Annotated in this window: 20 protein-coding genes; 4 read left to right on the forward strand and 16 right to left on the reverse strand. The window is 36.2% G+C overall.

From position 1 onward, the window contains the following. Positions 1–321: 321 nt before the first annotated feature. Positions 322–750, forward strand: coding sequence for a universal stress protein (locus J3U35_RS01560; RefSeq protein WP_065559088.1), 429 nt, complete (start codon positions 322–324; stop codon positions 748–750). Positions 751–832: 82 nt separating this feature from the next. Here the strand turns inward: J3U35_RS01560 and rlmKL are convergent, their stop codons facing one another. The 7 genes from rlmKL to glmU form a co-directional block, all read right to left on the reverse strand. Further along, on the reverse strand, positions 833–2,953 hold the full coding sequence (rlmKL, locus tag J3U35_RS01565) for a bifunctional 23S rRNA (guanine(2069)-N(7))-methyltransferase RlmK/23S rRNA (guanine(2445)-N(2))-methyltransferase RlmL (RefSeq protein WP_267359098.1): 2,121 nt from the start codon (positions 2,951–2,953) through the stop codon (positions 833–835). Positions 2,954–3,084: 131 nt separating this feature from the next. Further along, complete coding sequence (locus J3U35_RS01570; protein WP_267351673.1) at positions 3,085–3,636, reverse strand: MltR family transcriptional regulator; 552 nt, start codon at positions 3,634–3,636, stop codon at positions 3,085–3,087. Beyond that, complete coding sequence (locus J3U35_RS01575) at positions 3,626–4,804, reverse strand: mannitol-1-phosphate 5-dehydrogenase (RefSeq protein ID WP_267359100.1); 1,179 nt, start codon at positions 4,802–4,804, stop codon at positions 3,626–3,628. Before J3U35_RS01575 ends, J3U35_RS01570 begins: the two co-directional genes overlap by 11 nt. A 77-nt stretch (positions 4,805–4,881) precedes the next feature. Then, positions 4,882–6,777, reverse strand: coding sequence for a PTS mannitol transporter subunit IICBA (locus J3U35_RS01580; protein ID WP_267359102.1), 1,896 nt, complete (start codon positions 6,775–6,777; stop codon positions 4,882–4,884). 760 nt (positions 6,778–7,537) lie between these two features. Then, positions 7,538–8,422, reverse strand: coding sequence for a hypothetical protein (locus J3U35_RS01585; RefSeq protein WP_267359104.1), 885 nt, complete (start codon positions 8,420–8,422; stop codon positions 7,538–7,540). Between the two features lie 551 nt (positions 8,423–8,973). After that, on the reverse strand, positions 8,974–10,806 hold the full coding sequence (glmS, locus tag J3U35_RS01590) for a glutamine--fructose-6-phosphate transaminase (isomerizing) (RefSeq protein ID WP_267359106.1): 1,833 nt from the start codon (positions 10,804–10,806) through the stop codon (positions 8,974–8,976). A 13-nt stretch (positions 10,807–10,819) separates the two neighbouring features. Next, on the reverse strand, positions 10,820–12,196 hold the full coding sequence (glmU, locus tag J3U35_RS01595; protein WP_267359108.1) for a bifunctional UDP-N-acetylglucosamine diphosphorylase/glucosamine-1-phosphate N-acetyltransferase GlmU: 1,377 nt from the start codon (positions 12,194–12,196) through the stop codon (positions 10,820–10,822). A gap of 137 nt (positions 12,197–12,333) precedes the next feature. On the opposite strand from glmU, the gene hemG reads away from it, so the two are divergent. Together hemG and typA are read left to right on the forward strand one after the other, a co-directional pair. Next, positions 12,334–12,876, forward strand: coding sequence for a menaquinone-dependent protoporphyrinogen IX dehydrogenase (gene hemG, locus J3U35_RS01600; RefSeq protein ID WP_220216641.1), 543 nt, complete (start codon positions 12,334–12,336; stop codon positions 12,874–12,876). A 155-nt stretch (positions 12,877–13,031) separates the two neighbouring features. Next, a complete protein-coding gene (gene typA, locus J3U35_RS01605; protein WP_065559098.1) occupies positions 13,032–14,858 on the forward strand; it encodes a translational GTPase TypA in 1,827 nt (608 codons plus the stop codon). 62 nt (positions 14,859–14,920) lie between these two features. Here typA and J3U35_RS01610 read toward each other — a convergent pair whose 3' ends face one another. Continuing rightward, positions 14,921–15,343, reverse strand: a complete 423-nt coding sequence (locus J3U35_RS01610; RefSeq protein WP_220216642.1) for an RnfABCDGE type electron transport complex subunit B — start codon at positions 15,341–15,343, stop codon at positions 14,921–14,923. After that, a complete protein-coding gene (locus J3U35_RS01615) occupies positions 15,343–17,043 on the reverse strand; it encodes a formate--tetrahydrofolate ligase (RefSeq protein ID WP_267359112.1) in 1,701 nt (566 codons plus the stop codon). The genes J3U35_RS01610 and J3U35_RS01615 overlap by 1 nt, the downstream gene beginning before the upstream one ends. A gap of 152 nt (positions 17,044–17,195) precedes the next feature. Here J3U35_RS01615 and sohB point away from each other — a divergent pair, with 152 nt between their 5' ends. After that, entirely contained in the window at positions 17,196–18,305 is a 1,110-nt protein-coding gene (gene sohB, locus J3U35_RS01620) for a protease SohB (RefSeq protein WP_267359114.1), read from the forward strand. 94 nt (positions 18,306–18,399) lie between these two features. Here the strand turns inward: sohB and J3U35_RS01625 are convergent, their stop codons facing one another. The 7 genes from J3U35_RS01625 to J3U35_RS01655 are packed head-to-tail and all read right to left on the reverse strand — an operon-like array spanning position 18,400 to position 25,527. After that, positions 18,400–19,626, reverse strand: coding sequence for a beta-ketoacyl-ACP synthase (locus tag J3U35_RS01625; protein WP_065559102.1), 1,227 nt, complete (start codon positions 19,624–19,626; stop codon positions 18,400–18,402). Beyond that, on the reverse strand, positions 19,623–20,354 hold the full coding sequence (locus J3U35_RS01630; RefSeq protein ID WP_267351656.1) for a 3-ketoacyl-ACP reductase FabG2: 732 nt from the start codon (positions 20,352–20,354) through the stop codon (positions 19,623–19,625). Before J3U35_RS01630 ends, J3U35_RS01625 begins: the two co-directional genes overlap by 4 nt. Positions 20,355–20,367: 13 nt before the next feature. Next, positions 20,368–20,838 (reverse strand): 3-hydroxy-fatty acyl-ACP dehydratase, encoded by a 471-nt coding sequence (locus J3U35_RS01635; RefSeq protein WP_267351654.1) that lies wholly within the window; start codon positions 20,836–20,838, stop codon positions 20,368–20,370. Continuing rightward, positions 20,838–22,019 (reverse strand): beta-ketoacyl-[acyl-carrier-protein] synthase family protein, encoded by a 1,182-nt coding sequence (locus J3U35_RS01640; RefSeq protein ID WP_267359118.1) that lies wholly within the window; start codon positions 22,017–22,019, stop codon positions 20,838–20,840. The genes J3U35_RS01635 and J3U35_RS01640 overlap by 1 nt, the downstream gene beginning before the upstream one ends. After that, positions 22,016–22,594 carry a DUF3261 domain-containing protein gene (locus J3U35_RS01645; protein ID WP_267351650.1) on the reverse strand — a complete coding sequence of 193 codons (579 nt, stop codon included), beginning with the start codon at positions 22,592–22,594 and terminating at the stop codon, positions 22,016–22,018. The genes J3U35_RS01640 and J3U35_RS01645 overlap by 4 nt, the downstream gene beginning before the upstream one ends. A 34-nt stretch (positions 22,595–22,628) precedes the next feature. After that, positions 22,629–24,917, reverse strand: coding sequence for an MMPL family transporter (locus J3U35_RS01650; protein ID WP_267359120.1), 2,289 nt, complete (start codon positions 24,915–24,917; stop codon positions 22,629–22,631). Positions 24,918–24,921: 4 nt separating this feature from the next. Next, positions 24,922–25,527: an outer membrane lipoprotein carrier protein LolA gene (locus J3U35_RS01655; RefSeq protein WP_267359122.1), complete on the reverse strand. Its 606-nt coding sequence runs from the start codon at positions 25,525–25,527 to the stop codon at positions 24,922–24,924.

Here is a 25,527-nt window from a genome sequence, read left to right on the forward strand (position 1 = left end):
TCAAACATTGATTGAAAGTGTAAAGTATCATCAATGATTCAGCGTTCACCTAAATTACATTTTTGAAATAACTCTATTGCTTACGATAAGTTGATTTAGATCACCACGGTAAACCATTTTAACGATTAGGAACAAGATTGATACCATAGTACCTAACATTTAGTTTTATCGAAAACAAGTTAAAACAGTAGTAAGTATCTACAAGCTTATTTATCGAAAAAACATTAGCGAATAAATTTAAAACTAGTATGATAATTTTCACTAACTCTATTTTTTAACATAAAAGATATGTTATCAGATGTTATTTGCGAGGTACTTATTATGTATAAAAAAATTCTAGTTCCGATTGATATTCTTGAAGATAATCTAACCAAAAAAGTGATCCCACATTTGGAATGTTTAGCCAAATTATCGAATGCAGACGTTATTTTTTTCCACGTTTTACCTATTGCATCCGCTATAGTAAATGCTTATTCATTTGGTTTTGATGAATTTAAAGATAAGGCAACGGTGCAAACAGAACAAGCATTTCACCGGTTACTCGATACCATCAATCTTCCGCGCGAAAATTTATCCTTTTCAATTGCATTTGGTAATCCACGTGACGAAATTTTATCAATAGCAAACGAAATCAAGCCAGACTTAATTATTTTAGGATCCAGACGTCCTAATATCACGACTCACCTGCTTGGATCGAATGCGTCAGGTGTTGTTCGTGGCGCACAAACCTCGGTTTTAGTGGTGCGCTAAAAAATCCAAAAAACAGTTAATTTAAGCAAATAGCAAAACAGACACTAAGGGATTAAGCAAACCCTCGTAAGAGGGTTTGTAACTATAGATGTTTGACAATAAAACAACAATGAATCTGTTTATTGCGTTTAAAGTCTAATGAGAGTGTTTTATTAGTGATTTCTTGAAAGGTTAAGCCCAATTTTTGCATACCGTGCGCATCCATTTTAAAACCTCGTTTATTATTCGAAAAGACAATAACGCCATTTGGTCTTAGTAATCGTTTTAGATCGCTCATTAACTTAAGATGATCACGTTGAACATCAAATGTCTCATTCATGCGTTTAGAATTTGAAAATGTCGGGGGATCGATAAAAATGAGATCAAACTGTTCATTGCATTGTGCAAGATAGAGCAAACAATCAGCTTGAATTAAGCGATGTTTTTTACCCGTTAAACCATTTTGTTTTAAATTGCGATCTGCCCATTCCAGATAGGTACGTGACATATCCACGGTGGTGGTTGATTTTGCATTGCCCAACCCTGCGTAAACGGTGGCAGTTCCTGTGTAAGCAAACAGATTAAGAAAATCTTTATTATCACTCATTTCACCTATCATTTTACGTGCCAAGCGATGATCTAAAAACAGGCCTGTATCTAAATAATCAGTCACATTTACCCAAAATTGGGTTTTTCGGTGATTGATGGGGTATTCATGCACTAAAAAATAATCCTGCTTTTGAGCAAGTTTTTGATATTGTTGTTTACCTTTTTGCTTTTCCCGTGTTTTTAAGATCAGTTGATCGGCTGTTAATTCTAATACAGACATAGTCGCATTAATGATATCAAATAGCCGTTGCCGTGTTTTTTGAGGATCAATATTTTTGGGCGCTGCGTATTCTTGCACGATAACTTTGTCTTTGTAACGATCAATGGCAACATTATATTCGGGCAGGTCAGCATCATAAAGACGATAACATTCCAATTGCTCTTGAGTAGCCCATTTTTCCAGTTTCTGCTTATTTTTACGTAATCGATTCGCAAAATCCGCTGCCGGTAAATTAGGATTAGAAACCGCTAGCGTGTTATCACGCTTGGCAATAACATAATTTTTTTGCACACAATCCAGTGGGCCATTTTTTGCCTTAAATTGCTTATCTGCACGCATTTGTAAACAATCTAATAGTTGTGGGGCACCACTAAACAGTGAAAGGCGCCAACCACCAAAATGTTGTTTAATAAGTTGACCTAACGCAGTATGTAGGGCAATGAGTGCAGGTTCACTTTCTAAACGCTCACCGTAAGGCGGATTGCTGATAATCATGCCTGATGATTCGGATGAAAGTGGATTGATTAATTGAGTTACATCTTGTTTGGCAAAACTAATATAATCGCTCACGCCTGCATAACGTGCATTTTGTTGTGCACGTTCCAACACTGTTGCATTATTATCATAACCAATAAAAACGCCTTTGGGTTGGCAAATGTTCTGTTTTGCTCTCAATAGCAGATCATTCCAAAGTGTAGGATTAAACCCTTTCCATGCTAAAAAGCCCCATTGTTTTCGATGAAATCCTGGTGGGATTTTAGCTGCAATCATGGCTGCTTCTATTAACAATGTACCCGAACCGCACATAGGATCAAGTAGCGGTTCACCAATTTGCCAGCCTGATCGTAAAATGATTGCTGTCGCTAAACTCTCTTTTAGTGGTGCTTGACCTGTTTGTTGACGATAACCACGTTGATGCAGGCTCTCTCCACTTAAATCGAGGGATAGCGTAACACGATTTTTATGAAGATAAGCATGAATTCGAATATCGGGATCGTGTTTTGCAACATTAGGACGTGTATTTGTTTGTCGGACAAAATGATCGACAATTGCATCCTTGATTTTCAATGCACCATATTGACTATTACGGATAAAATCATTTACCCCGACAAAATTGATGACAAATGAATTATCGACGGCAAAAATATCAGTCCATTTTAGATTAAAAACGCAAGAATAGAGATCCAAATCACTATATATATCAAATTCAGCAAGCGGTAATAGAATGCGTGATGCTAAACGAGACCATAATAAAGACTGATATAACGTTGTTTCATCGGCATCATAATAGACACCACCTTGAGTAACTTTACAATTGATCGAGCCTAACTCTTCTAACTCTTTCTTAAGTAACTCCTCAAGTCCGCGCGAGGTGCTGGCAAATAACGTTTTCATGAATAACCCAATTTACAATAAAATGGTGGCATTATACCGACTAAATGAAAGAGTGGGAAATAAAGCCGATCATTACCGCTAACTTTACCCACTTAAAATAATTTTTACGTTAAAAAGTCGGTAATAGACAGTTAATCATGATCTTTATGTTTGGGTTTATTACTAATTCGAAGAATAAGATCGGTGATCGCAATAATCAGCGCTGAACGGATCATTTGCTGATAACGATTTTGTAAAATGGATGATTTAAAATTATCGACAATCCCGAGTTCGGCAACTTGATCTTGTTGTAACACCCAATTTTGCGGTAACACCATATCATGTAATAAGCTTATCGGTCCAAGAATCTCGTCATCACTATAGTGATAGTGTTTATCACTAAGATCCAGCTCATCTAAAATGGCAATAAGTAATTCGATATCTTCATAATCTGCACGGCTTAAAATGCCCAAAGCAAAAAGCAATTTTAAACAAACAGATGTATCATTTAAAGGCCCATTTTTACCAATAAGTGAAGGAATTACAAATTTAATGGCATGGGGTTCCTTACAAAAAATGTTGAGAATCAACCGATTCACACTTTTGTTGATCAGTTTAATGGCGACAGTCAGCAAACTGTGAATATCAGTTTGCTGATTGAGTTTTTCTAGGATTCTATCTTCTTGTAGCCTTTTATCCGACATCTTTTAATAAAAATTGATGATTTTGCATTGCAGTATAAAGTTCTTCGATTGGTTGAACAACTGGATTATGACTATCAATGCCCGAAATTTGACAAAAAGTGGGTATCACTCCATGATTAACAATCTGTTTTGCTAATTGCACTGCTTGTTCATCATCATTATTCCGATAGTTAAGGGCAGCAGCAATACCAATCAATAAATTACAATTGTTAATCTGATATTCAAATGTGCCAAGTAGTGGTTTTATGAGACGATCACTTGCTCCTAATTTTCGTATGGGTTGACGTCCAACTCTGGCGGTATCATCGTGTAAATAGGGATTTTCAAAACGGGATAAAATCTTTTCGATATATGCCATGTGTTTTTGATCATCAAAATTATAGCGATGAATCAATACTTGCCCACTTTCTTCCATTGCTCCACGAACAATGAAACGAATTTGCTCATTCAATATTGCATCACGAATAGTTGCGAAATTGTAGTAAAAGCCTAAATAGGCCGTAATGGCATGCCCGGTATTGAGCGTAAATAATTTACGTTCAACAAAAGCCATAAGATTATCGACAGGCTCCATACCGGCTATATTCGGAATAGTACCAATAAATTGTTTTTTATCAACTATCCATTCTGAAAAGGTTTCAACCGTTACGGCTAATATATCACCTGATGATGATAGGGTCGGCGGCACAATGCGATCGACTGCAGAATCAACAAAACCAATATGTGTTTCTACCCATTGATGTAAGGTTTCAGGTAATTGTGCAAAGATTGTTTGCTTAAATTGAGTAGTACCACGAACCATATTTTCACAGGCAATAATATTTAGCGGCGCTTGATTATCGTGTTGATATCTTTTCAAAATACCTTGAGCAACAATTGGGGCAATCTTATTCAATACTTGTGGACCAACAGCGGTTGTAATTAAATCAACCGTTGCAATGTGGTGGCAAATGTTAGGTGATGTACTGTTAATGGCATCGACGTGATAGACTATCTCAGTACTTGCTTCTTCTCCAACTACATTGACCGAATATTGATGACGATGTGCCAATTCATCAATAATTTGCTGATTGACATCAGCAAAAGTGACGTGAAATCCTGCATCAGATAATAATTTACCAATAAAACCGCGTCCAATATTACCCGCGCCAAAGTGTAATGCTTTCATAATTTATACCTTATATCTTGTGAGTTTCAATAATGTTCGAGTTTTCTTACCTAAACGTAAGGCGTACAAAAACAGCATTAGCCTAATAAGGCTAAAACCTCTTTCACGCTGTGAGTTGTTGTGAGTTTTGTAATGGTATTGGGGTTATCGAGAGCGTTGGTCAGCTTTGCAATCACGTCCAAATGTTCGTTGTTACGTGCAGCTATCCCAATAACAATTTTGGCGTAATCCTCTTTGTTATCACCGAACTGAACACCTGAGGGGTATTGGCAAAATACGATACCTGTATTAATTACACTGTTTTTAGATTCAATGGTGCCATGAGGGACAGCGATAAATTCACCTAAATAGGTTGAAGTCAATTTTTCACGTTCTAGCATCGATTCAATGTAGGCAGGGTCAACATAGCCATTTTCTACTAATTTTTGACCGGCAAAACGGATTGCTTCTTCTTTTGTTTTGGTGGTTAAATTTAAAAAAATATTTTTGTCGGTTAATTGGAAGAGAGGGGAATTATCGGAAGTTTGGGGGGCATTTTTTGTCGTTATCTTTTGTTCAATTCCTAGTGCGTGGTTAAGTTGGTCGACTAATTGACTGTATAACTCACTATCTAAAAAGTTAGTTAACGATATATGCCAAGCATTGGGGGCATACTGTCTGGCTCGGTGCGTTAAATCTTGATGCGTAATGACGATATCTACATCATCGGGCAGATCATTAATGGCTAGATTGCTAACATTGATTGCCAAGTTGGCATTTTCAATCTTCTTGCGTAAAACACCGGCACCCATTGCACTTGAGCCCATGCCTGCATCGCAAGCCACGATTATTTTTTTGACTTTAGTTAGATCAAACGTTTCATTTTTTCTTCCTTTAGCCTCATCTTTCATGCTTGAGAGACTTAATTTGGCATCATCAAGACTTTTAGACGATGTTTTGGTTGTTTTTAATAAAATCACTGACATAACAAAAGAGACAGCCGTCGCCGCCATGACCGAAAGCGTTACGCCAAGATAGGAACCTTTTGCCATACTCATTACAGCAAAAATCGAACCGGGCGAAGCTGGAGCTGTTAAACCTGCATGAAAAACTGTTAACGTGAATATTCCGGTCATTCCGCCCATAATAACGGCAATAATCAAGCGGGGATTCATTAACACATAGGGAAAGTAAATCTCATGAATTCCGCCAAAAAAATGAATGATCGCAGCACCACTAGCCGATCCTTTTGCGGCACCCTTACCAAAAAACATATAGGCCAGTAAAAGCCCTAAACCGGGACCCGGATTGGCTTCAATTAAAAAGAAAATCGATTTACCGGTTTCTGCTACTTGTGTCACACCCAATGAAGTAAAGACACCATGATTAATGGCATTGTTGAGGAACAAAACTTTAGCCGGTTCGACCAAAATAGAGGTGAGTGGCAATAATCCATGATCAACCATAAATTGGACGGCGATAATCAATATATTGGTTAACCAAGCCACAGCTGGACCAATAGCAAAATAAGCAATTAGTGCAAGCATCATACCAAGAATGCCAGCTGAAAAGTTATTGACTAACATCTCAAAACCACTTTTAACTTTACCATCTATTAAGCGATCAAATTGCTTGATCATAAAGCCGCCTAAAGGACCAGCTATCATTGCGCCTAAAAACATTGGTATAGATGACCCGACAATTACGCCAATAGTCGTAATCGCACCAATAACGGCACCACGGTCGTTATACATGAGTTTACCGCCGGTATAACCAATTAATAGTGGCAGTAAATAAGTGATCATCGGCCCAATAAACGATGTTGATACACGTTCATTTGGAAACCAGCCCCCAGCACTGGGATCCCTTGCATTGTATAAAAAAATAGCGGTGATCAACCCCCATGCGATAAATGCGCCAATATTTGGCATAACCATGTTGCTTAAAAAACGCCCAAAATTTTGGACTTTTACTTTTATGTTTGAACGACTCATTTTCGTTACCTTCCTTATTGATTGATGTCATTGAATTAACATTATTTTAGATACGTTCATGGCGTGGATTCATTAGAAAATGTCAGTAAACGTGATCAAGATCACGTTGCAAAAGGAGGGGTATTTTTAAAATTTGTGATATAAATCACATTTTAAGAGGGTAAATTAAAAATATTCAAAAGCAGCAGGAAAAAAATCTGAAAAATTTCGAAAAAACAGTATGTAATATTTTTAATTGATAATATAAAACGATAACAAAAATGATTATCAAAAAGACTGATTATAGTTGATCATGGTTATATGTAATTGATTTAAAATATAACCATTAATAAAAAATCATAATAATACTAAGTTAATATGGAAGAGGCATATCAGTCTAAATTATAGCTATATTGTCACTATTTCTCATGGTGTTTTATTATCTAAAGGGGGAGATATTTCCAAGTATAATTCAGATTATAATTTTTTAATATGGTCAACATTTGTATTGTTTTTTATTGATTTTTTTGCGATTTGGTGGGTTGAATACCCTAAAGAATTTAACAAAAAGAAAAAATGGAAATAAATCTTTGTATTTTTTGCTTGTCATGCTTTCTAATTTAATTTTTAACTTATTCAATTTTTCCGTTTTTACTATAAATTTAGTTATGATGGAGTTTTTTTATTTAATGCCAATTTTATTGTTTTAAATTGGTTCTTGTTTCATATATTGCATATGTTGATAGAGTAGTAAGTTTAAATACCGTAAATTTGCGATATATTATTCTTCCGGTTGAGGTTTTATCCACATTTTCTGATTTTTAAAATCAATCTTAACGATATAACTATATAAAAAATCATTGCCAAGTATGCCATCAGCAGGCAAATCATCAGTTAACCCATCAAGTACTATAAAATCATCTTTGAAATTAGGAATATCGACAAAAGATAGTTCCGTAATATAAAAAGGAAACTCCTTTAATTTTATTAATTCTTTGTTATTAGAAAGTTTTTTAGAACTAATTATATTTTTTCCTGCACCAGTATCGAATATTAATGCATAACTTTTGACATCATCATTAGCATTTAATATTAAATGTCCTTTTGAACCTTTAGTGAAAGGTATTTCTAACCAATCGTTTTCAATTTGTTTTGTAAAATTATCAGATAAAATGAGTTTGTTACTTATGATATCAAAAGTAACGACTTTATTTACAAAAAAGCCTAAACCAGCTACTGCAACATGTTGATAATCAAAATTTTGCTCTTTTTTTGCTTTTTTCTCTCCAGTATTTATATCTAAAATAGCTCCCCAAGGTTTATACTCTTCAATTTCTAATTTTTCATAAAATAAATTATTAATTTTAACGTTTCGTAACATAAATTGACGAGAATATTGGAAGTTGCCTAGTATATCAGTACGCTTTCGTTTATCATCTTTTTCAACTTTATCTTCTATTTTATTAATAGTATCTATTGGTAAATTTAAGACCTCTGTAGTTCCTGTATCTAGTATACATACAAGTTCTTCATCAAGATCATTAATTTTTAATGCTATAAATAGTAGACCTTGCTCATCTTCATCTAAGAACCATTCTAATTCTTGGGATTGTGATAAAAATGGAATTATTGCAAAAAAAACTACACTTAATAATATTTTTTTCATTTTAACTGTTCTATAATTTGTATGACAAAAAATTATGCAGTAAAAGTTTATATTACTGCATAAATATTAGTGAAACTCAGTTAGAATTTACCATGACGTGCAGATACTAATATCATAATGCCACTTATCTATACCTTTTTCCCCTTGAAATTTGATAACCATCTTTAATGACTCCTCGACGACTACCGTTAACTAAATTTATCTCATTTTTCGGTAAGGTCATTTATTTGAGACCCATTGAGTTTAGGGGTGTATAGCATTTTTTTTATATGAATAACAGCTTCTTATAATTAATGCGTAAATAAAATGTTAACAAAGTAAAATAAATGCTAAGTTATTAAATTTTTAAAGTCAACGAAAATTTAAATTATTCGTTAATTATAGGTAAAAATTTAATTTTCAATCGTGGGAATAATTATTTGAATTAATCAATTTTTACTTAATCCAATCAGTCTAAGGATAATATTGGGTTATTTAAACTCGTTAAAAAAAGAGGCTTGTCTGATAGGTCAATTTGGAATTTAAGACTGTTAGATAATATATTTAAAAAGCTATTCAACAGTCACCGATTTTGCCAAATTACGAGGTTGATCAACGTCTGTGCCTTTGATTAAAGCTACATGGTAAGCAAGCAATTGGGTTGGTACCGTGTAGTAGATAGGTGCCGTTAACTCTTCAATATAAGGCAGGTTAAGGATATGCATTGTATCATCGCTTATAAATCCTGCATCTTGTTCGGCAAAAACATAAAGTTGACCGCCCCGAGCCCGAACTTCTTCAATATTTGATTTTAACTTTTCTAGCATGTCGTTTGTGGGAGCCATCACAATGACGGGCATATCGGCATCAATAAGGGCTAAAGGCCCATGTTTTAATTCACCTGCTGCATAAGCTTCTGCATGGATATAAGAGATCTCTTTTAATTTTAATGATGCTTCCATGGCAATCGGGTATTGCTCGCCACGCCCTAAAAAGAGCGCATGATGTTTATTAACAAATTGTTCGGCCAGTTTTTTGATTTTCGGTTCCGCAATGAGTACTTGTTCAATACGATTGGGCAAGGTTTGAAGAGCATGGACAATTGCTTGTTCCGTACTTTGAGCCATCTGATTTAATCGACCTAATTTTGCAACAAGTAGTAGTAATACAGTCAATTGAGTGGTAAATGCTTTCGTTGAAGCTACACCAATTTCAACCCCTGCTTTGGTTAATAATACCAGTTCGGCTTCACGTACTAACGTTGAAGCAGCGACATTACATATGGCTAAGGTGCTTAAATAGTGATTTTCTTTTGCTAACCTTAATGCGGCAAGTGTATCAGCGGTTTCACCCGATTGAGATAGTGAAATAAATAAACTATTTTTACGCTTAGCAGGTTTACGATAGCGAAATTCTGAGGCTATTTCAACATCACAAGGAATCCCTGCTAATGCTTCAAACCAATAGCGAGCAACCATACCAGCATTATACGCGGTACCGCAAGCAACAATTTGGATATGCTCAACTTGCTTAAGTATCGTGTTAGATTGTTCGCCTAATTCGGATAAATTGACTTTGCCATGCTGTATACGACCTTCCAATGTATTTTTAATTGCATTAGGTTGTTCGTATATCTCTTTTTGCATGTAATGGTTATAGCCTGTTTTACTTCCTGCATCATATTTAACATCAGATGTGACAAATGGGCGCTTAACTTGATTGTTATTTTTATCAAATATAGAAACGGTTTTGTGTGTAATCAGTGCAATATCACCTTCTTCTAAATAGATAAACTGATTGGTCACGGGTAATAAAGCAAGTTGATCTGAGGCAATAAAATGCTCGGCGATACCACAACCAATTACTAACGGGCTACCGGAACGAGCCGCCACAAGTTGGTCAGGATTTCGTATGTCCATAATTACGGTACCATAAGCTCCTCGTAGTAAAGGTATGGCTTTTTTTACCGCATTAATTAATGAACAATTATCAGTTGAAATAATATCGTGAACTAAGTGGGAAATAACTTCCGTATCTGTTTCTGAGCGAAATTGATAGCCTTTAGCAATCAACTTTTCACGGAGTGGTTCATAGTTTTCAATAATACCATTATGAACAACGGCAATATAATCGGAAATATGGGGATGCGCATTGAGTTCTGTCGGTTCACCATGTGTAGCCCAACGTGTATGCGCAATGCCTATCGAGCCTTTTAATGGTTTGCTATCAAGTGCTTCTTTCAGTTTATTGACTTTTCCAACTCGCCTTACTCTTTGTAATTCACCTTGAGGCGATATAATGGCAAGACCAGCCGAATCATAACCCCGATACTCTAATCGTTTTAAGCCTTCTAACAGAATTTCTGCTACATCACGGTTAGCAATGGCACCGACAATTCCACACACAGTTTACTCCTCGCTATTTTGATTTTGTAGGTCGCTTCCAGCCACTAATTTGCCTTTGTTTAACACGACTTACCACAAGTTCATTGTCCCCCACGTTGCTAGTAACCGTTGTTCCTGCTGCAATGGTTGCGCCTTTCCCAATTTTCACAGGGGCAATTAACTGTGTATCAGAGCCAACAAAGACATCGTCTTCAATAATGGTTTCAAATTTGTTTGCACCATCATAATTACAAGTGATAGTGCCTGCACCGATATTAACGTTACTCCCTATTTCACTATCTCCAAGGTAACTTAAATGACCCGCTTTACTGGCTTTGCCTAAATGGGCTTTTTTAAGTTCAACAAAGTTGCCGACATGTGCCTTTTCATCGAGTTTTGAGCCTGGACGTAATCGAGCAAAAGGCCCTATCGTACATTGTTCAGCAATGATTGAATCTTCAATTATGCTATAAGGACTAATTTCACTATTATCGCCAATGATGCAGTCTTTTAAGATACATCCAGCACCGATAAAGACGTTATTCCCTAATTTGACATTACCCTTGATAATGACGTTACAATCAATGGTGACATCCATACCATGTGAAAGAGTGCCTCGTAAGTCAAATCGCTCGGGATCAAGTAGAGTCACGCCTGCGTTAAGTAAGCATTTTGCTTGTTGCTGTTGATAGTGGCGCTCTAGCGTGGCCAATTGTAGACGATTATTAACTCCCTCAACTTCAAATTGTTCAATAGGGTGAGCAGTAATAATGTCATATCCATCTTGATAAGCAAAATTGATAATATCTGTGAGATAGTACTCTTTTTGTGCATTATGATTGGTTAAACGAGATAACCAGTTTTTCAATAGTTTTCCTGTTACGATCATAATGCCCGTATTAATTTCATTAATTTTTTGCTGTTCTGGCGTGGCATCTTTTTGTTCAACAATGGCGGTCACTTTGCCATTTCTACGCTCAATACGTCCATAACCAGTTGGATCATCCAGTTTAACGGTTAACAGTGCAATACCTTGTTTGGGTTTATTGTTAATTAAAGTTTGCAATGTTTGAACCGATATAAGTGGCGTATCACCATATAAAATCAAAATATCTTCTTCATCTTGAATATAAGGTATGGCTTGCTGGACTGCGTGTCCTGTTCCAAGTTGCTCAGCTTGAAAAACAAGATTTACAGATTGATTTTCCAGTGCCTTTTCAAGCTGATCTTTGCCATGTCCGTAGATAATATTGATATGATGGGGATTAAGTTGTTGAACAGTATCAATAACATGTTGTAACATCGGTTTATCGCCGATTTTGTGTAAAACTTTAGGAAGGTTGGAATACATCCGTGTGCCTTTTCCTGCCGCCAAAATAATTGCACTCAGTTTTGGAGGTGAAATCGTCATATTCAGTTCCGGTCTGGTTAAATTAGCTTAATACTATAATCAAAGTTTTGCATGAAATCATCCCGAATTTGTTAATTTTTATCATAAAAAAAGTAATATTGATAATTAGTCGATATTTAAAATAAAGAGGCAATGTTATGACCACTGCTATTAAAGTCTTGTTACTTTATACTACGCACGAAAAACAAACACTCAAAATCATGGAGCGAATAAAAAATCGTTTGGGTCACAAGTGTGATTGTGACGTGATTGAGTTATTACCGGATACCAAAATCGATTTAACACCCTATCAAGCTGTGCTACTTGGAAGTTCAATTCGTTATGGTTTTTACAGTAAAATAATGAAAAAATTTATTGATGCTCATTATCAGCAATTAAATCAAATAAAGTCTGGATTTTTTGGGGTGAATATGGTGGCAAGAAAGCCTAATAAAAATACCCCTGAAACCAATTTATATACCAGAAAGTTTTTAGCTAAAATATTATGGAAACCGACCATCAAAGCTGTCTTTGCTGGGGCACTTTATTATCCACAATATAATTGGTTTGACCGTAATATGATCCGTTTTATTATGTGGCTTGGAAAAGGTGATACCGATGTAAGTAAACCCATGATTGAATATACAGATTGGTCAAAAGTAGAAGAGTTTGCTGATCAGTTTTATGCCGAAGTGTGTTAATAATCTAATTTTTTGTAATATAATTTAAAAATTCTAAATGGTTATCAATTTATTGCACTCTTTTAAAGAAACTTTATGATATAGATCAACATTTGGATCAAAAAGGTGTACAATATTGCGCCTAAAGAATCTGTCTCCTAATTGGGATTTTAATTGTGATTGAAAATTTAAGAAACATAGCCATTATTGCTCACGTTGACCATGGTAAAACAACTTTGGTTGATAAATTGTTGAAACAGTCAGGTACGCTTGATAATTTGCGTGGTGACGATAACGAGCGAATAATGGATTCAAATGCGCTTGAAAAAGAGCGTGGTATTACCATTTTAGCTAAAAACACAGCGATTGACTGGAATGGTTACCGTATAAATATTGTTGACACCCCAGGACATGCTGATTTTGGTGGTGAAGTTGAACGTGTTATGTCTATGGTGGATTCTGTGCTATTGCTGGTTGATGCAATGGACGGCCCAATGCCACAAACACGTTTTGTGACACAAAAAGCGTTTGCTCATGGTTTAAAACCAATCGTTGTTATTAATAAAGTTGACCGTCCGGGTGCGCGTCCTGATTGGGTTGTCGATCAAGTGTTTGACTTGTTTGTCAATTTAGGTGCGACTGATGAACAATTAGATTTTCCGATTGTTTATGCTTCAGCTTTAATGGGAATCGCAGGGCTTGACCATGAAAATATGGCTGAAGATATGACGCCATTATTCGAAGCGATTGTAAAATATGTTGAGCCACCGAAAGTTGATTTAGACGGCCCATTCCAAATGCAAATTTCACAACTTGATTATAATAATTATGTTGGCGTTATAGGCATTGGTCGCATTAAACGAGGTCGTGTAAAACCAAATCAACAAGTCACTATTATTGATAGTGAAGGGAATAAACGAACGGGTAAAGTAGGGCAAGTTTTAGGTCATTTAGGCTTGCAACGTTATGAAGCAGAAGTTGCTGAAGCTGGTGATATTATTGCTTTAACCGGATTAGGTGAGTTAGGTATTTCTGATACGATTTGTGATAATAGTTGTGTTGAAGCTTTACCTGCTTTAAGTGTTGATGAACCAACTGTAACGATGTTCTTTAATGTCAACAGTTCACCTTTTGCCGGTAAAGAAGGTAAATATGTCACTTCACGTCAAATTTTGGAACGTTTAAGAAAAGAACTCGTGCATAATGTTGCGCTTCGTGTAGAAGAAACGCCAGATCCGGATGCATTTAGAGTATCTGGTCGAGGTGAATTGCATTTATCAGTATTAATCGAAAATATGCGTCGTGAAGGTTATGAATTAGGGGTATCACGCCCGAAAGTTATTTATCGTGACATTGACGGTAAAAAACAAGAACCATTTGAACAAGTGACGCTTGATATTGAAGAGCAGCATCAAGGTTCAGTGATGGAAGCACTTGGTTTACGTAAAGGTGATTTAACTAATATGTTACCTGATGGCAAAGGACGTGTACGTTTAGATTATGTGATTCCAAGCCGTGGTCTTATCGGTTTTAGAACTGAATTTATGACAATGACCTCGGGTACTGGTTTACTTTATTCTACATTCAGTCATTATGATGATGTGCGTCCGGGTGAAATTGGACAACGTAATAACGGGGTAATGATTTCGAACGGTACGGGTAAAGCATTAGCGTATGCGCTTTATAGTTTGCAAGATCGTGGTAAATTATTCTTAGGTCATGGTGCTGAAGTTTATGAAGGTCAAATTATTGGTATTCATACTCGATCAAATGATTTAACGGTTAACTGTTTAACAGGTAAAAAATTAACCAATATGCGTGCGTCAGGTACTGATGAAGCGACAACGCTTTCACCACCTGTTAAGATGTCATTAGAACAAGCATTAGAGTTTATTGATGATGATGAATTAGTCGAAGTTACACCATTATCGATTCGTATTCGTAAACGTCATTTAACTGAAAATGATCGTAAACGAGCATTCAGAAGTGGCAATAAAGACTAATACATGTTTGATGTTAACCGAATGAATAATTGGTTGGCATTGAGTCTTAAATAAAAACCTCGCTACTTAGCGAGGTTTTTTTTGGCTTTTACTCTGGCAATCGCGTCAGCAATCGACTGTTTTCGATCGGTTTGGTTTACTACATTTTGAGTATTACTTGCTGGCACAGTGCGAGGAAATAATATTGTCGGTGGAACTAACTGATTGTGATTGAGCCGTTGCTGCTTTTTCTGCGTTAACTGTAACTCTTCTGCGTCACTTAGTCTCACGCCTAATGTGCTTAAAGTAATACAGTCCGTTGGGCAGGTATTAATACAATTACTACATGCGGTACATAATTGTGGCAAAATGGTATGTAAAACTTGTTTACTGCCAACAATTGCATCGGTTGGACAAACGCGAATACATTTGCCACAGCCAATACAGTTTTGTTCATCTATAAATGCTTTATATTGTTGTTTGGTTTGCATAATCACTTCTTGCATTAGCTTAAACCTATAATATTACCATCTTTGTCAATATCAATTTGCCTATATGCTGGATTGGTACCAAGTCCTGGCATGGTCATGACGTTTCCTGCATAAACTCGAATAAAACCAGCACCAGCGGATATGGCTAAATGACTGATATCGACATCAAAGTTAGTCGGGACATTTTTTAAGTTGGCATCAGCACTAATTGACATAGGTGTTTTAGCAATACAAAGTGGCAGATGATCCAGTTTCAATGCTTCGATCTCTTTAATGTTTTCCAATGCTTTAGCTGATAAATTTGCTTTGTTAGCACCATATTTTTTTACCATAGTTTGAATCTTATCAATCAATGGCATGTTATCTGGGTAGGGCAATTGAATTTTACTCGGCATAGCGCAAGCTTTGATAACATGCTCAGCCAGTTTTTCAGCACCTTTACCACCTTGTGTAAAGACTTCACTAATTTCACACGCCAATGCGCCATGTTCAACCGCGTATTTTTGTAAGAAAGCAAGTTCTTCTTCGCTATCATGTGGAAAGCGATTTATAGCTACAATGACTTGTAAACCATAATTTTTGGCATTATTAATATGCCATGCCAAGTTAGCTGCGCCAATTTCAAGTAATTCAACATTAGATTCCGATATCTCTTTTGGAATGGGTTGACCCGGCTTAATGTTATATTTACCACTGTTAGATTTTAAACTTCGTACAGTTGCTACCAATACAACACAATCAGCTTTGATTCCTGCTTGGCGATATTTGATATTGAAGAATTTTTCCATCCCCATATCCGATCCAAATCCTGCTTCAGTCACCACATAGTCAGCAAGTTTTAATGCAATGCGATCCGCAATAACAGAAGAGTTACCATGCGCAATATTGGCAAAAGGGCCGGCATGAATTAAAACCGGTGTATTTTCGACAGTTTGCATCAGATTTGGGTTAATGGCATTTTTAAGTAGGACTGTCATTGCACCTGCAACTTCAAGTTGTTCAGCCGTTATTGGTTCACCATTAGTATTATAAGCTAAAATAATACGTCCAATGCGTTCACGCATATCTTGTAAATCCGAAGCTAAAGCTAAAATTGCCATAAGCTCCGAAGCAGCGGTAATTTCGAATCCATCTTGTCGTTCAACGCCATTTACACCACCACCGACGCCAACAGTGATTTTACGTAATGCTCGATCGTTATGATCAATGACGCGTTTCCAAACAATGCGATGAATATCAATATTTAAACGAGGTAATCCCGTTTCGTTTGTGAATTCATCACCAAGACGATCTTCGTGATAAAGTCGTGAATCTAATGCTGCCGATGCTAAATCATGCGCTGCTGTTATCGCATGGATATCACCCGTTAAATGTAAATTTAATGTCTCCATCGGTAATACTTCGGCTTGCCCACCACCGGCTGCGCCACCTTTTACGCCAAATACCGGTCCAAGACTGGGTTGACGAATGCAAGCAATCGCTTTTTTGCCTAAGTAATTCAATCCTTCACTTAGCCCAATGGTATTGACCGTTTTACCTTCTCCAAGGGGAGTTGGCGTAATAGCAGTAACAAGTACCAATTTGCCTGTTGTTTTGTTTTGATTTTCTTTGATAATGGATAAATCGATCTTGGCTACATGTTTACCATAAGGAAGGATAAATTCTTCAGGTATATTACAGTGATTGGCAATTTCGGTAATTGGGCGTAAAGACATATTCGTTCTCATATAACAATAAATTGGGCTAACAGTATAAATAATTTGAATTGCCGAATAAAGCGACAATTTTTATCTTTGTTGATTTTCGGCACAATCCTCAATTATATTGTTATAATAAATAAAATATTCAATCAAAGGATAATTATTAAATGAATTGGTTTTCAGTATATTCTCTTTTCTTAGCTGAAACAGCTACTGTTGTTGTTGCAATTTTAGCCGTGCTGATCTTCATATTAAGTCAGCGTCGCAAATCGGCAACGATTGCTGGTCGCTTATCGGTAAAAGATGTCAGTCAAGAGTATGAACAAGTTAAAGATGAAATGTTAATGTCGAGCATGGACGAGCTCGAAGCTAAGCAGTTTATGAAAGATCTCAAAAAACAGAAAAAGCTTGAGAAGAAACAGGCAAAATTAGCCGCTAAGCAAAAAAAGAAACAGGAAAAAGCGGGCGAACAGCCTAAAGCAGGGATCTCCGAAGATTCGCCTGATTCACAGACCATTAACCAAACGGACGAAAAGACCAAACCCAAACTATTTGTGTTATCTTTTAATGGTAGTATGGATGCGCACGAAGTTGAAGAATTACGTCAAGAAATTACGGCGGTATTAGCGATTATTAAACCTGAAGATGAAGTTGTGATTAAACTTGAAAGTCCTGGTGGTGTTGTACATGGTTATGGATTAGCTGCGTCACAGTTATTACGTTTCAGAACTCGTAATATTCCTTTTACTGCTGTCGTTGATAAAGTGGCCGCGAGTGGTGGATATATGATGGCATGTACCGCTAATAAAATTGTTGCAGCACCTTTTGCTATCGTTGGTTCGATTGGCGTGGTTGCTCAGATTCCTAACTTTAATCGCTTACTTAAAAAGCATGATGTGGATATTGAGTTACAAACAGCAGGGGAGTATAAACGGACGTTAACTATGTTTGGTGAAAACACTGATGAAGGTCGCCAAAAATTCAAACAAGAACTTGAAGAAACTCATCTGTTATTTAAAGATTTTGTTAAAGAGTATCGTCCCAATATCGATATCGATCAAGTGGCAACGGGTGAACACTGGTTTGCAACACAAGCGAAAGATAAAGGCTTGGTGGATGAAATCAGTACCAGTGATGATTTTATTTTATCTCATTTAGATTCGCATAAGATTATTTCTGTCAGTTATCAACGTAGACAAAAACTTTCTGAGAAAATCTCAAAAAATGTGGTAAAAAGCGTTGAAAGATTGTTTTTCAGGCAAGGAAATGGCCTGTAATGCCCTTTTTATTCGCTTGAAACGGAGTATTAATTACTTCCCCTAGAAAATAACAACTGTAATTAAGTTATACAGTTGTTATTTTTAGAAAAAACTAAATACGTTTAATAATAATTGAAGTGTTGATACCGCCAAAAGCAAAATTATTGGTTTGCATATATTCAATATCCAAATTTCGACCTGAACCAACAATATAATCCAAGTCACCACAAGCAGGATCGACATTTTCAAGGTTAATAGTTGGGTTGAACCAACCACTATGCATCATTTCGACAGATAACCAAGCTTCAATTGCACCACAAGCCCCAAGTGTATGTCCAAAATAGCTTTTTAATGACGATATTGGGGTTTGGTTACCATAGATATTGGCAACAGCATTACTTTCGGCTATATCGCCTCTGGCTGTTGCTGTTCCGTGTGCACTAATGTAACCAATTTGTTTAGGATCTAATTTGGCTTGTTTTAACGCTTCTTCCATACAAATTTGAATGGTTTCTTGGCGTGGTTGTGTGATATGACTAGCATCGCAATTGGTTTTAAAACTGATAATTTCACCATATATTTTAGCACCTCGGGCTTTGGCATGTTCATACTCTTCAAGTATAAGTGCACCGGCTCCTTCACCAATAACTAGTCCGTCTCTATCCCGATCATAAGGTCGTGGTGATTTTTTTGGTTGATCGTTTAATTGGCTTGTTGCGAATAAAGTATCAAATACAGCAGCTTCGGAAGGGCATAACTCTTCAGCTCCTCCAGCAACCATAATAGTTTGCATCCCGTATTTAATGGCTTCATAAGCATATCCAATAGCTTGGCTTCCGGAAGTACAAGCACTCGAGGTTGTTATCAATCTACCTTTTAATCCAAAAAACAAGCCGGTGTTTACCGCTGTTGTGTGTGGCATCATTTGTATATAGGTAGTCGCCGTTATGTTGTTAGTATGTTTTTCGTTTAACATAGTTGCAAATTCAGCAACCGGCTGAGTGCTTCCTGTTGAAGAACCAAAAGCGATACCTGTTTCACCATTCGTTAGGATTGGATCATCTAATAATCCTGCTTTTTCTAACGCGAGTTCTGTTGCTTTGGTCGACAGTAATGACACTCTACCCATAGAGCGAGTTTTTTTACGGGTATAATGTTCTGGCAAGGTAAAATTGTCGATAGGGGCACCCAATTTTGTGTGCAGTCCGTCATAAATTTCCCATTCAGGCATATATCTGACGGCATTATTTAATTGCTTTAAATTTGTTTGTACACTTAACCAGTCATTGCCAAATGCCGTGACACCACCCATACCAGTTATAACGACTCTTTTGGTCATATCATTCCTCCATTGATTGAAATGACTTGGCGTGTGATATATCCCGCTAAATCTGACATTAAATAGCTGGCAAGCCCCGCAACTTCTTCAACCTGTCCCATTCGTTTTAATGGAATCATTTTCATTGCTTCTTGCAGTGCAATGGGCTCCATATCTAATATGCCAGTATCAATTAATCCCGGTGCAATACAATTAACAGTGATTTTTCGTTTAGCCAGTTCAAGTGCTAATGCTTTACTTGCGCCGATTACCCCCGCTTTTGCTGCGCTATAATTAACTTGCCCTCGATTGCCTGCTATGCCAGAGACAGATGAGATAACAATAATACGCCCGCCACGGCGTAGTCCAATCATTGGCATAATACAAGGATGAAGAACATTATAAAAACTGTCGAGATCTGTATGAATAACATCTTTCCAATCATTTTCTGTTAGTGCAGGGAAGGCGCCATCTCGTATGATTCCTGCATTGTTCACAACACCATAATAGGCGCCGTTAAGTGCAATATCTTGCTCAATCGTTTGTTGACATTGCGAATGGTTACTGACATCAAATTGTATTAAACGTGCTTTACCACCCAATTTTTCAATGGTAGCTAGAGTATCAAGTGCACCTTGCTTATCACTGTGGTAATGAACGGCGATAGTGAAACCATCTTGTGAAAGTTTGTAAGCAATCGCTTGACCAATTCCTTTACTTGCCCCAGTGACAAGTACTGTTCTTTCCATTATTGTTCTTCTCCTATCCAAATCGCTGTTGACCAAATAAATTGTCTAATTCGCATTCATCTGGTTCATAAACATTTAATTTTCCGGTTGTAACGATTTCTTGATTGATCATAATTTTGCATTCAAAATTAGCCAATTTGGCATCATTAAGTACCAAATTTGCATGAATCATTAAATGACTATTGCATGGAAAGGCGTTTAACGTACTTTTAATTGCGCGTCCGCCTAATAACATACCAAGTGTGGGTTTTTTATCACTCACCATGCCATGATAACCATTCCATACACCTATAGTTTGAGCCATTAACTCAATGGCATAAAAATTTGGTAACGTATCATCTTCATTTAAAAAAGGGGATAGTATGCCTTGTTTATTTACCTCAACACTGCAAATGCATTGCTGTGCATCAACAAAGTGAACCTTTTCAATCATGACCATTGGTTTTTCGTGTGGTAAATAATAACTTGCTAAATGATATTGCATTAAACTTTTCCAATTATAAGTGATGTATTATTGCCTCCAAATGCAAAAGAATTTGACATTATAATAGGTTTTTTTAACATCATTTCTTGAGTAACTATGTTGATTTTATCCAGATTTTCATCATATTGCGATATTGAAAAATCTTGTTTAGGTAGATAAATATTTTGTTCAAGTAATAAATAACTAATAGCTAATTCGGTGGCAGCCGCACTACCTAAAGTATGCCCGGTCAGATGTTTTGTTGAGCTACAGGGTGGTAATGTTTGATTAAATAATCGGTAGACTGCTTTACTTTCAGCGATATCATTCAATATGGTTGCTGTACCATGTAAATTAATATAACCAATTTGGCTTGGTTGTAATTTGGCATCATCCAGCGCTAATTGCATCGCTTGTTCAGCGCCAATGCCCTCGGGATGAGGTGAAGATATATGATAAGCATCTGAGGATTCGCCAGTACCTAAAACAGCAATGTCACTGGTTTCAGTTTTCGTTAATAAAAATATTGCGCCTGCTTCACCAATATTTATTCCATTACGATTTTGGGCAAAAGGCATACAAGGATTTTCTGATAGGGCTTCTAGGGCATTAAAACCATTGATAGGCATTCTACCAAGACTATCTGCACCGCCCACTATTGCAGCATCAACAATACCTGCTTCAATAAGTCGCTTACCACTGATAATTGCTCTTGCGCTCGACGTACAAGCAGTTGATATGGTATAGCTTGGGCCTTGTAATTTTAGTAAAGCCTTAAGGAACGAAGAAGGATCCCCCAATTCTTGCTGATTGTAGGTAAATAAGTTTTGTTGGTTATTATTGGTTAAACAATGTTTAATATAAATATCACCTTCATGAATTCCCGATGTGCTGGTTCCCATTATGATAGCAACACGTTGAGTACCGTATTTTTTGATGGTTTGATGAATTTCATGCTGAATTTGTAAATAAGCTGCATACAATAATTGATTATTGCGCGTTCCATATTGGGATAAATGTACTGGAATATCAGGCAAGTTGTCTTTCACTTTGCCTAACCAGGTTTTTTTACCATTTAATAACCAGTGATTTTCTTCAACCAGACAGTGTCTGGCGCCAGATTTTTCTGTTAAATTTTGTTTTATCTCTGTAAGGTTATTACCTAAAGCATTAATTGCACCAAGTGCCGCTATATATATCATTTAGCTGTATCCATACTTTGTATAATAATTTGATATCCAAATATTTGATGTTCAATTCGGATCGGTTTGCGGATCTGATCAGACAGTTTTTCTTGATAAGTTATGGTCAGTATAGGTTCATTTTTATCATCTGATAAGATTCGGTTAAATTCATTATCAACCAGAATCCAACCTTTCGGTAATGAAGATTGCCACTCTTTGGTTGGTAAAATGCTAAACAAAATATCTGATAGAACTTGCTCTGGAGGAGGCAGTTCTTTAACAAAAATGTTCTGTTTAGTTTTAACATTTTTTCCGTCATATTCAAGTTCAAATAGCCGCACTCCTAATGCAGATAGTGCCACAACTTTCAATTGATTTTGATTCGCATCCACTAACGTAATAATTGAATTTTCGTGATTGTGGTATTTAAATTTAAGAAGTTGTTGGTCGTGATAAGGTTGATTAAATTTGGGCGATGGCAATTTGATATTAATTTGCTTAGTTAACCAAGCTTTTGGTTGTTCAGATTGATGTGCGCACGCTGAAATGAGTGTTGTTAGTGCTAAAATCAGTAAAACTAAATATTTCTTCATCCAAAAATTCCTGATATTTCTATTTATTTGTGTTTTATGTTTTATTTCTTATAACAAGTGGAGCAAATAAAAAAGCGCCAAATATGCCACTTGTTAAAACTAAACCAAATCCCATAATTGCACTAGTATGGCTAATAATGAGTAGACCAAACGATAATAATGTTGTTAAGGCAGCCAAAGTCACTGCCAATAGTGCACTTTGAGTTTGGCTTTTATCATTACTTAAAAATAGACTATAGTCGATACCGATGCCAATGACAAGAATCAGTGCTAACATTGAGAATAAATTTATTGTTTGCCCTATTATACCATGTACCGATAGCGCGATACCAATTGATAACAGTGTAGGTAATGTGCTTTTTAACGCAAATTTTAAACCTTGTTTGAGATTATAAAAAATAAAGCACAAACAAATAATTAATACGGCTCCAACCATTAATTGTGATAAATGGATTCGATAATGGGTAAACATGGTATTAAATTCTGAACGGCGATCTAACCAATAAATACCTTGATCTGGTTTGGATAACGCCTTAAGTTCACTTAATTGCTCAATACCACTAATGGGAATTAATGTTGCACTTTTCCCATCTTTTAATGTTAACCAGAGTAACTTTCTACCTTGACTAATTGCACTTTGTTGCCATTGTTCGGGGGTGATAACATCAATAGGTTGCACAATGTTTGGTGGATTTGCATTAATACCTAATTGTTGCAATGAAGCTAGGATTTCAGGGGCATATTGCTGAATCAGCGCAACATTTTTTTGCTGTTTTTTAATAGAAGGTAAATTAATTGTTTGATATTGTGCAAATACGCCTTGTTGTTTTGCATGTTCTAATTGCGGGATAAAATTTTCAAGCCGCTGTAATGTTTGCTGAGTATTATCGCCAAAAACAATAAACCACTTTTGTTCGTTTGATTGGTGTGTAATACTCACTATCTGTTTTTCCTGTTGTTGTAGTTCGGCTGGCAAAGTTTGTAATTTACTAATATCATCATCAACTTTTAAATGTATTAATCCATAAGCAATAAAGATTAACGCAAAAATAACCATGCCCCATTGCATTACGCTCGATTGCCAAAGTTGAAGCCAAAATGTTAATAAATGTTGACCAACTTGTTCACGAACAGGTAATTTTTTAACTAAAAAAGGATACCAACATACGACTGTTAAAAATGCACCGGTTAACCCAAATACAGCAAAAACAGAAAGTTGTTTTAAACCAGGAAATGGGGCAATTAATAAAATAAGATAGGCAATAAAGCTGGTGCATAATGCAATGGACAATGTAGAAATTATTTTTTTTAAACTGCATATTGCTGATTCACGGTTGCCATGAAGCAAACGCTCGGTGAGATAATGCAAAGAATAGTCAATTGTGATGCCGATGATACTGGTACTCATGACAAGTGTCATAATATGAATTTCACCAAATATGGAGAGAACCGCAACTAATCCACAAATCATACCAATAAAAATTGATAACAATGAAAGAAAAACAGGTCTGACAGAGCGGAATACCGTAATCATTAATATAATAATGCCAATAATGGATAAACTGCCAATCGTGGTAATATCTGCTTTTGCCTCAGTACTTGCGTGATCACTATAGAACAGTACGCCCCGTTTTAAAATTTGAGTATCAGGCCACTTTGTTTTTAACTGTTCAGCTAACAAATTCAGTTGTGTCACCATTTGATGTGAAGCGTTCATATTAAACGATGAACCGTTTAATTCAGCATAAATCATATACCAAATGTCACCTTGTGCATCTTGGGCTGCTAGCCAATTATTTTTTATGGTTAAATGATGCGTATCACTTAGTTGATTTAGTTGAGATGAACGGGTAAGTAATAAGGGATCGTGGTTAAGTTCGGCTGCACTAACACCACTAAATGGCGAATAAAGTTGGCTTTGAATCCAACTAAATTGAGTACCAGTTTTAAGTCGTTCAATGGTTTTTGCATCCAATAATTGATAACGATATTGATAAGTAAAAGTCCCCCAATTTTGCTGAAAATTTTCATCAATTAGCCCATTAACTTGAGCGATGAAAGACTGTTGTTTTAGATTTTGGTACCACCATGTTATGGGGGCTAAATTATGGGGATCTGTCGGTTTGATTAACCAAACCAATTGTTTATCAAGCCTGTCTTGAAATCCATTAATAAGTTCTGTCGGCACATCGTGAGTTTGTTCTTTAGGTAACAGTGATAAGACACTACTGTTAAGTTTGCTATTCAAAATAAGATAACCGAGCGCAAGCATCAAACCCATAACGACTAACAGCCACCAAAAAGCTCGTTTTTTTGATTTCATTGAATTATTTGAATAATGATAGTTCATGTTCTGTCAAATTAGTCGTTTGATGTTTTGAAAAAGTGATCACTGTTTTATCATGTTGCATATCATTGAGTGTTATCGTATTTAAATGTTTATGACCAGTCAGAATTATCTCTTTAAATATTTTGTTCAATGGCGCAAGTTTGGGGGTAAGGATAAGTGTCCATTGATGCTCTTGTTCTGACAAATTTATCATGAAGTTATTTTCTAACTTTTGTTTATCAGCAGTGAAAATAGCTGTTAGCAAATGGTTAAATTCGAATAATTGAGGTTGATTTTCAGCGGTAATAATTTGAGGCGTTTGATCATCGATGCGTTGCTCCATTCTTTGATTATTCATTTTCAAAGTCATCGTAAAGGGTGTTTGTTGTTGCCACCATAATCCCCATTTTTGGGATAAAATCATCTTTCCGGTTGAATGAAGCGGATTGGATAATCCATTTATATAACGATTTTGCGTAAAATCCGCTCGAATCACCTCATTTTTACTGAATTGGTGTTGCAGTTCATTAAGTGTGATAGCGTAAGTTAGGCTTGAAAAAAATATTGCAAGGGTAGTCAATAGGAGCGCAATAAATTTATTCAT

It is taken from the genome of Gilliamella sp. B2717, from assembly GCF_026536675.1.
In the GTDB taxonomy this organism is placed as follows: Bacteria; Pseudomonadota; Gammaproteobacteria; order Enterobacterales; family Orbaceae; genus Gilliamella; species Gilliamella apicola_I.

What these genes read in the sequence shown, in the direction of transcription:
- J3U35_RS01640 (WP_267359118.1), bottom strand. Translation starts at nt 22,019, where the DNA reads ATGATATATATAGCGGCACTTGGTGCAATTAATGCTTTAGGTAATAAC.
- J3U35_RS01645 (WP_267351650.1), bottom strand. Translation starts at nt 22,594, where the DNA reads ATGAAGAAATATTTAGTTTTACTGATTTTAGCACTAACAACACTCATT.
- hemG (WP_220216641.1), top strand. Translation starts at nt 12,334, where the DNA reads ATGACCACTGCTATTAAAGTCTTGTTACTTTATACTACGCACGAAAAA.
- J3U35_RS01560 (WP_065559088.1), top strand. Translation starts at nt 322, where the DNA reads ATGTATAAAAAAATTCTAGTTCCGATTGATATTCTTGAAGATAATCTA.
- sohB (WP_267359114.1), top strand. Translation starts at nt 17,196, where the DNA reads ATGAATTGGTTTTCAGTATATTCTCTTTTCTTAGCTGAAACAGCTACT.
- rlmKL (WP_267359098.1), bottom strand. Translation starts at nt 2,953, where the DNA reads ATGAAAACGTTATTTGCCAGCACCTCGCGCGGACTTGAGGAGTTACTT.
- glmU (WP_267359108.1), bottom strand. Translation starts at nt 12,196, where the DNA reads ATGACGATTTCACCTCCAAAACTGAGTGCAATTATTTTGGCGGCAGGA.
- J3U35_RS01625 (WP_065559102.1), bottom strand. Translation starts at nt 19,626, where the DNA reads ATGACCAAAAGAGTCGTTATAACTGGTATGGGTGGTGTCACGGCATTT.
- J3U35_RS01575 (WP_267359100.1), bottom strand. Translation starts at nt 4,804, where the DNA reads ATGAAAGCATTACACTTTGGCGCGGGTAATATTGGACGCGGTTTTATT.
- J3U35_RS01570 (WP_267351673.1), bottom strand. Translation starts at nt 3,636, where the DNA reads ATGTCGGATAAAAGGCTACAAGAAGATAGAATCCTAGAAAAACTCAAT.
- J3U35_RS01655 (WP_267359122.1), bottom strand. Translation starts at nt 25,527, where the DNA reads ATGAATAAATTTATTGCGCTCCTATTGACTACCCTTGCAATATTTTTT.
- J3U35_RS01630 (WP_267351656.1), bottom strand. Translation starts at nt 20,354, where the DNA reads ATGGAAAGAACAGTACTTGTCACTGGGGCAAGTAAAGGAATTGGTCAA.
- J3U35_RS01580 (WP_267359102.1), bottom strand. Translation starts at nt 6,777, where the DNA reads ATGAGTCGTTCAAACATAAAAGTAAAAGTCCAAAATTTTGGGCGTTTT.
- J3U35_RS01585 (WP_267359104.1), bottom strand. Translation starts at nt 8,422, where the DNA reads ATGAAAAAAATATTATTAAGTGTAGTTTTTTTTGCAATAATTCCATTT.
- J3U35_RS01615 (WP_267359112.1), bottom strand. Translation starts at nt 17,043, where the DNA reads ATGTCTTTACGCCCAATTACCGAAATTGCCAATCACTGTAATATACCT.
- J3U35_RS01635 (WP_267351654.1), bottom strand. Translation starts at nt 20,838, where the DNA reads ATGCAATATCATTTAGCAAGTTATTATTTACCACACGAAAAACCAATG.
- J3U35_RS01610 (WP_220216642.1), bottom strand. Translation starts at nt 15,343, where the DNA reads ATGCAAGAAGTGATTATGCAAACCAAACAACAATATAAAGCATTTATA.
- J3U35_RS01650 (WP_267359120.1), bottom strand. Translation starts at nt 24,917, where the DNA reads ATGAAATCAAAAAAACGAGCTTTTTGGTGGCTGTTAGTCGTTATGGGT.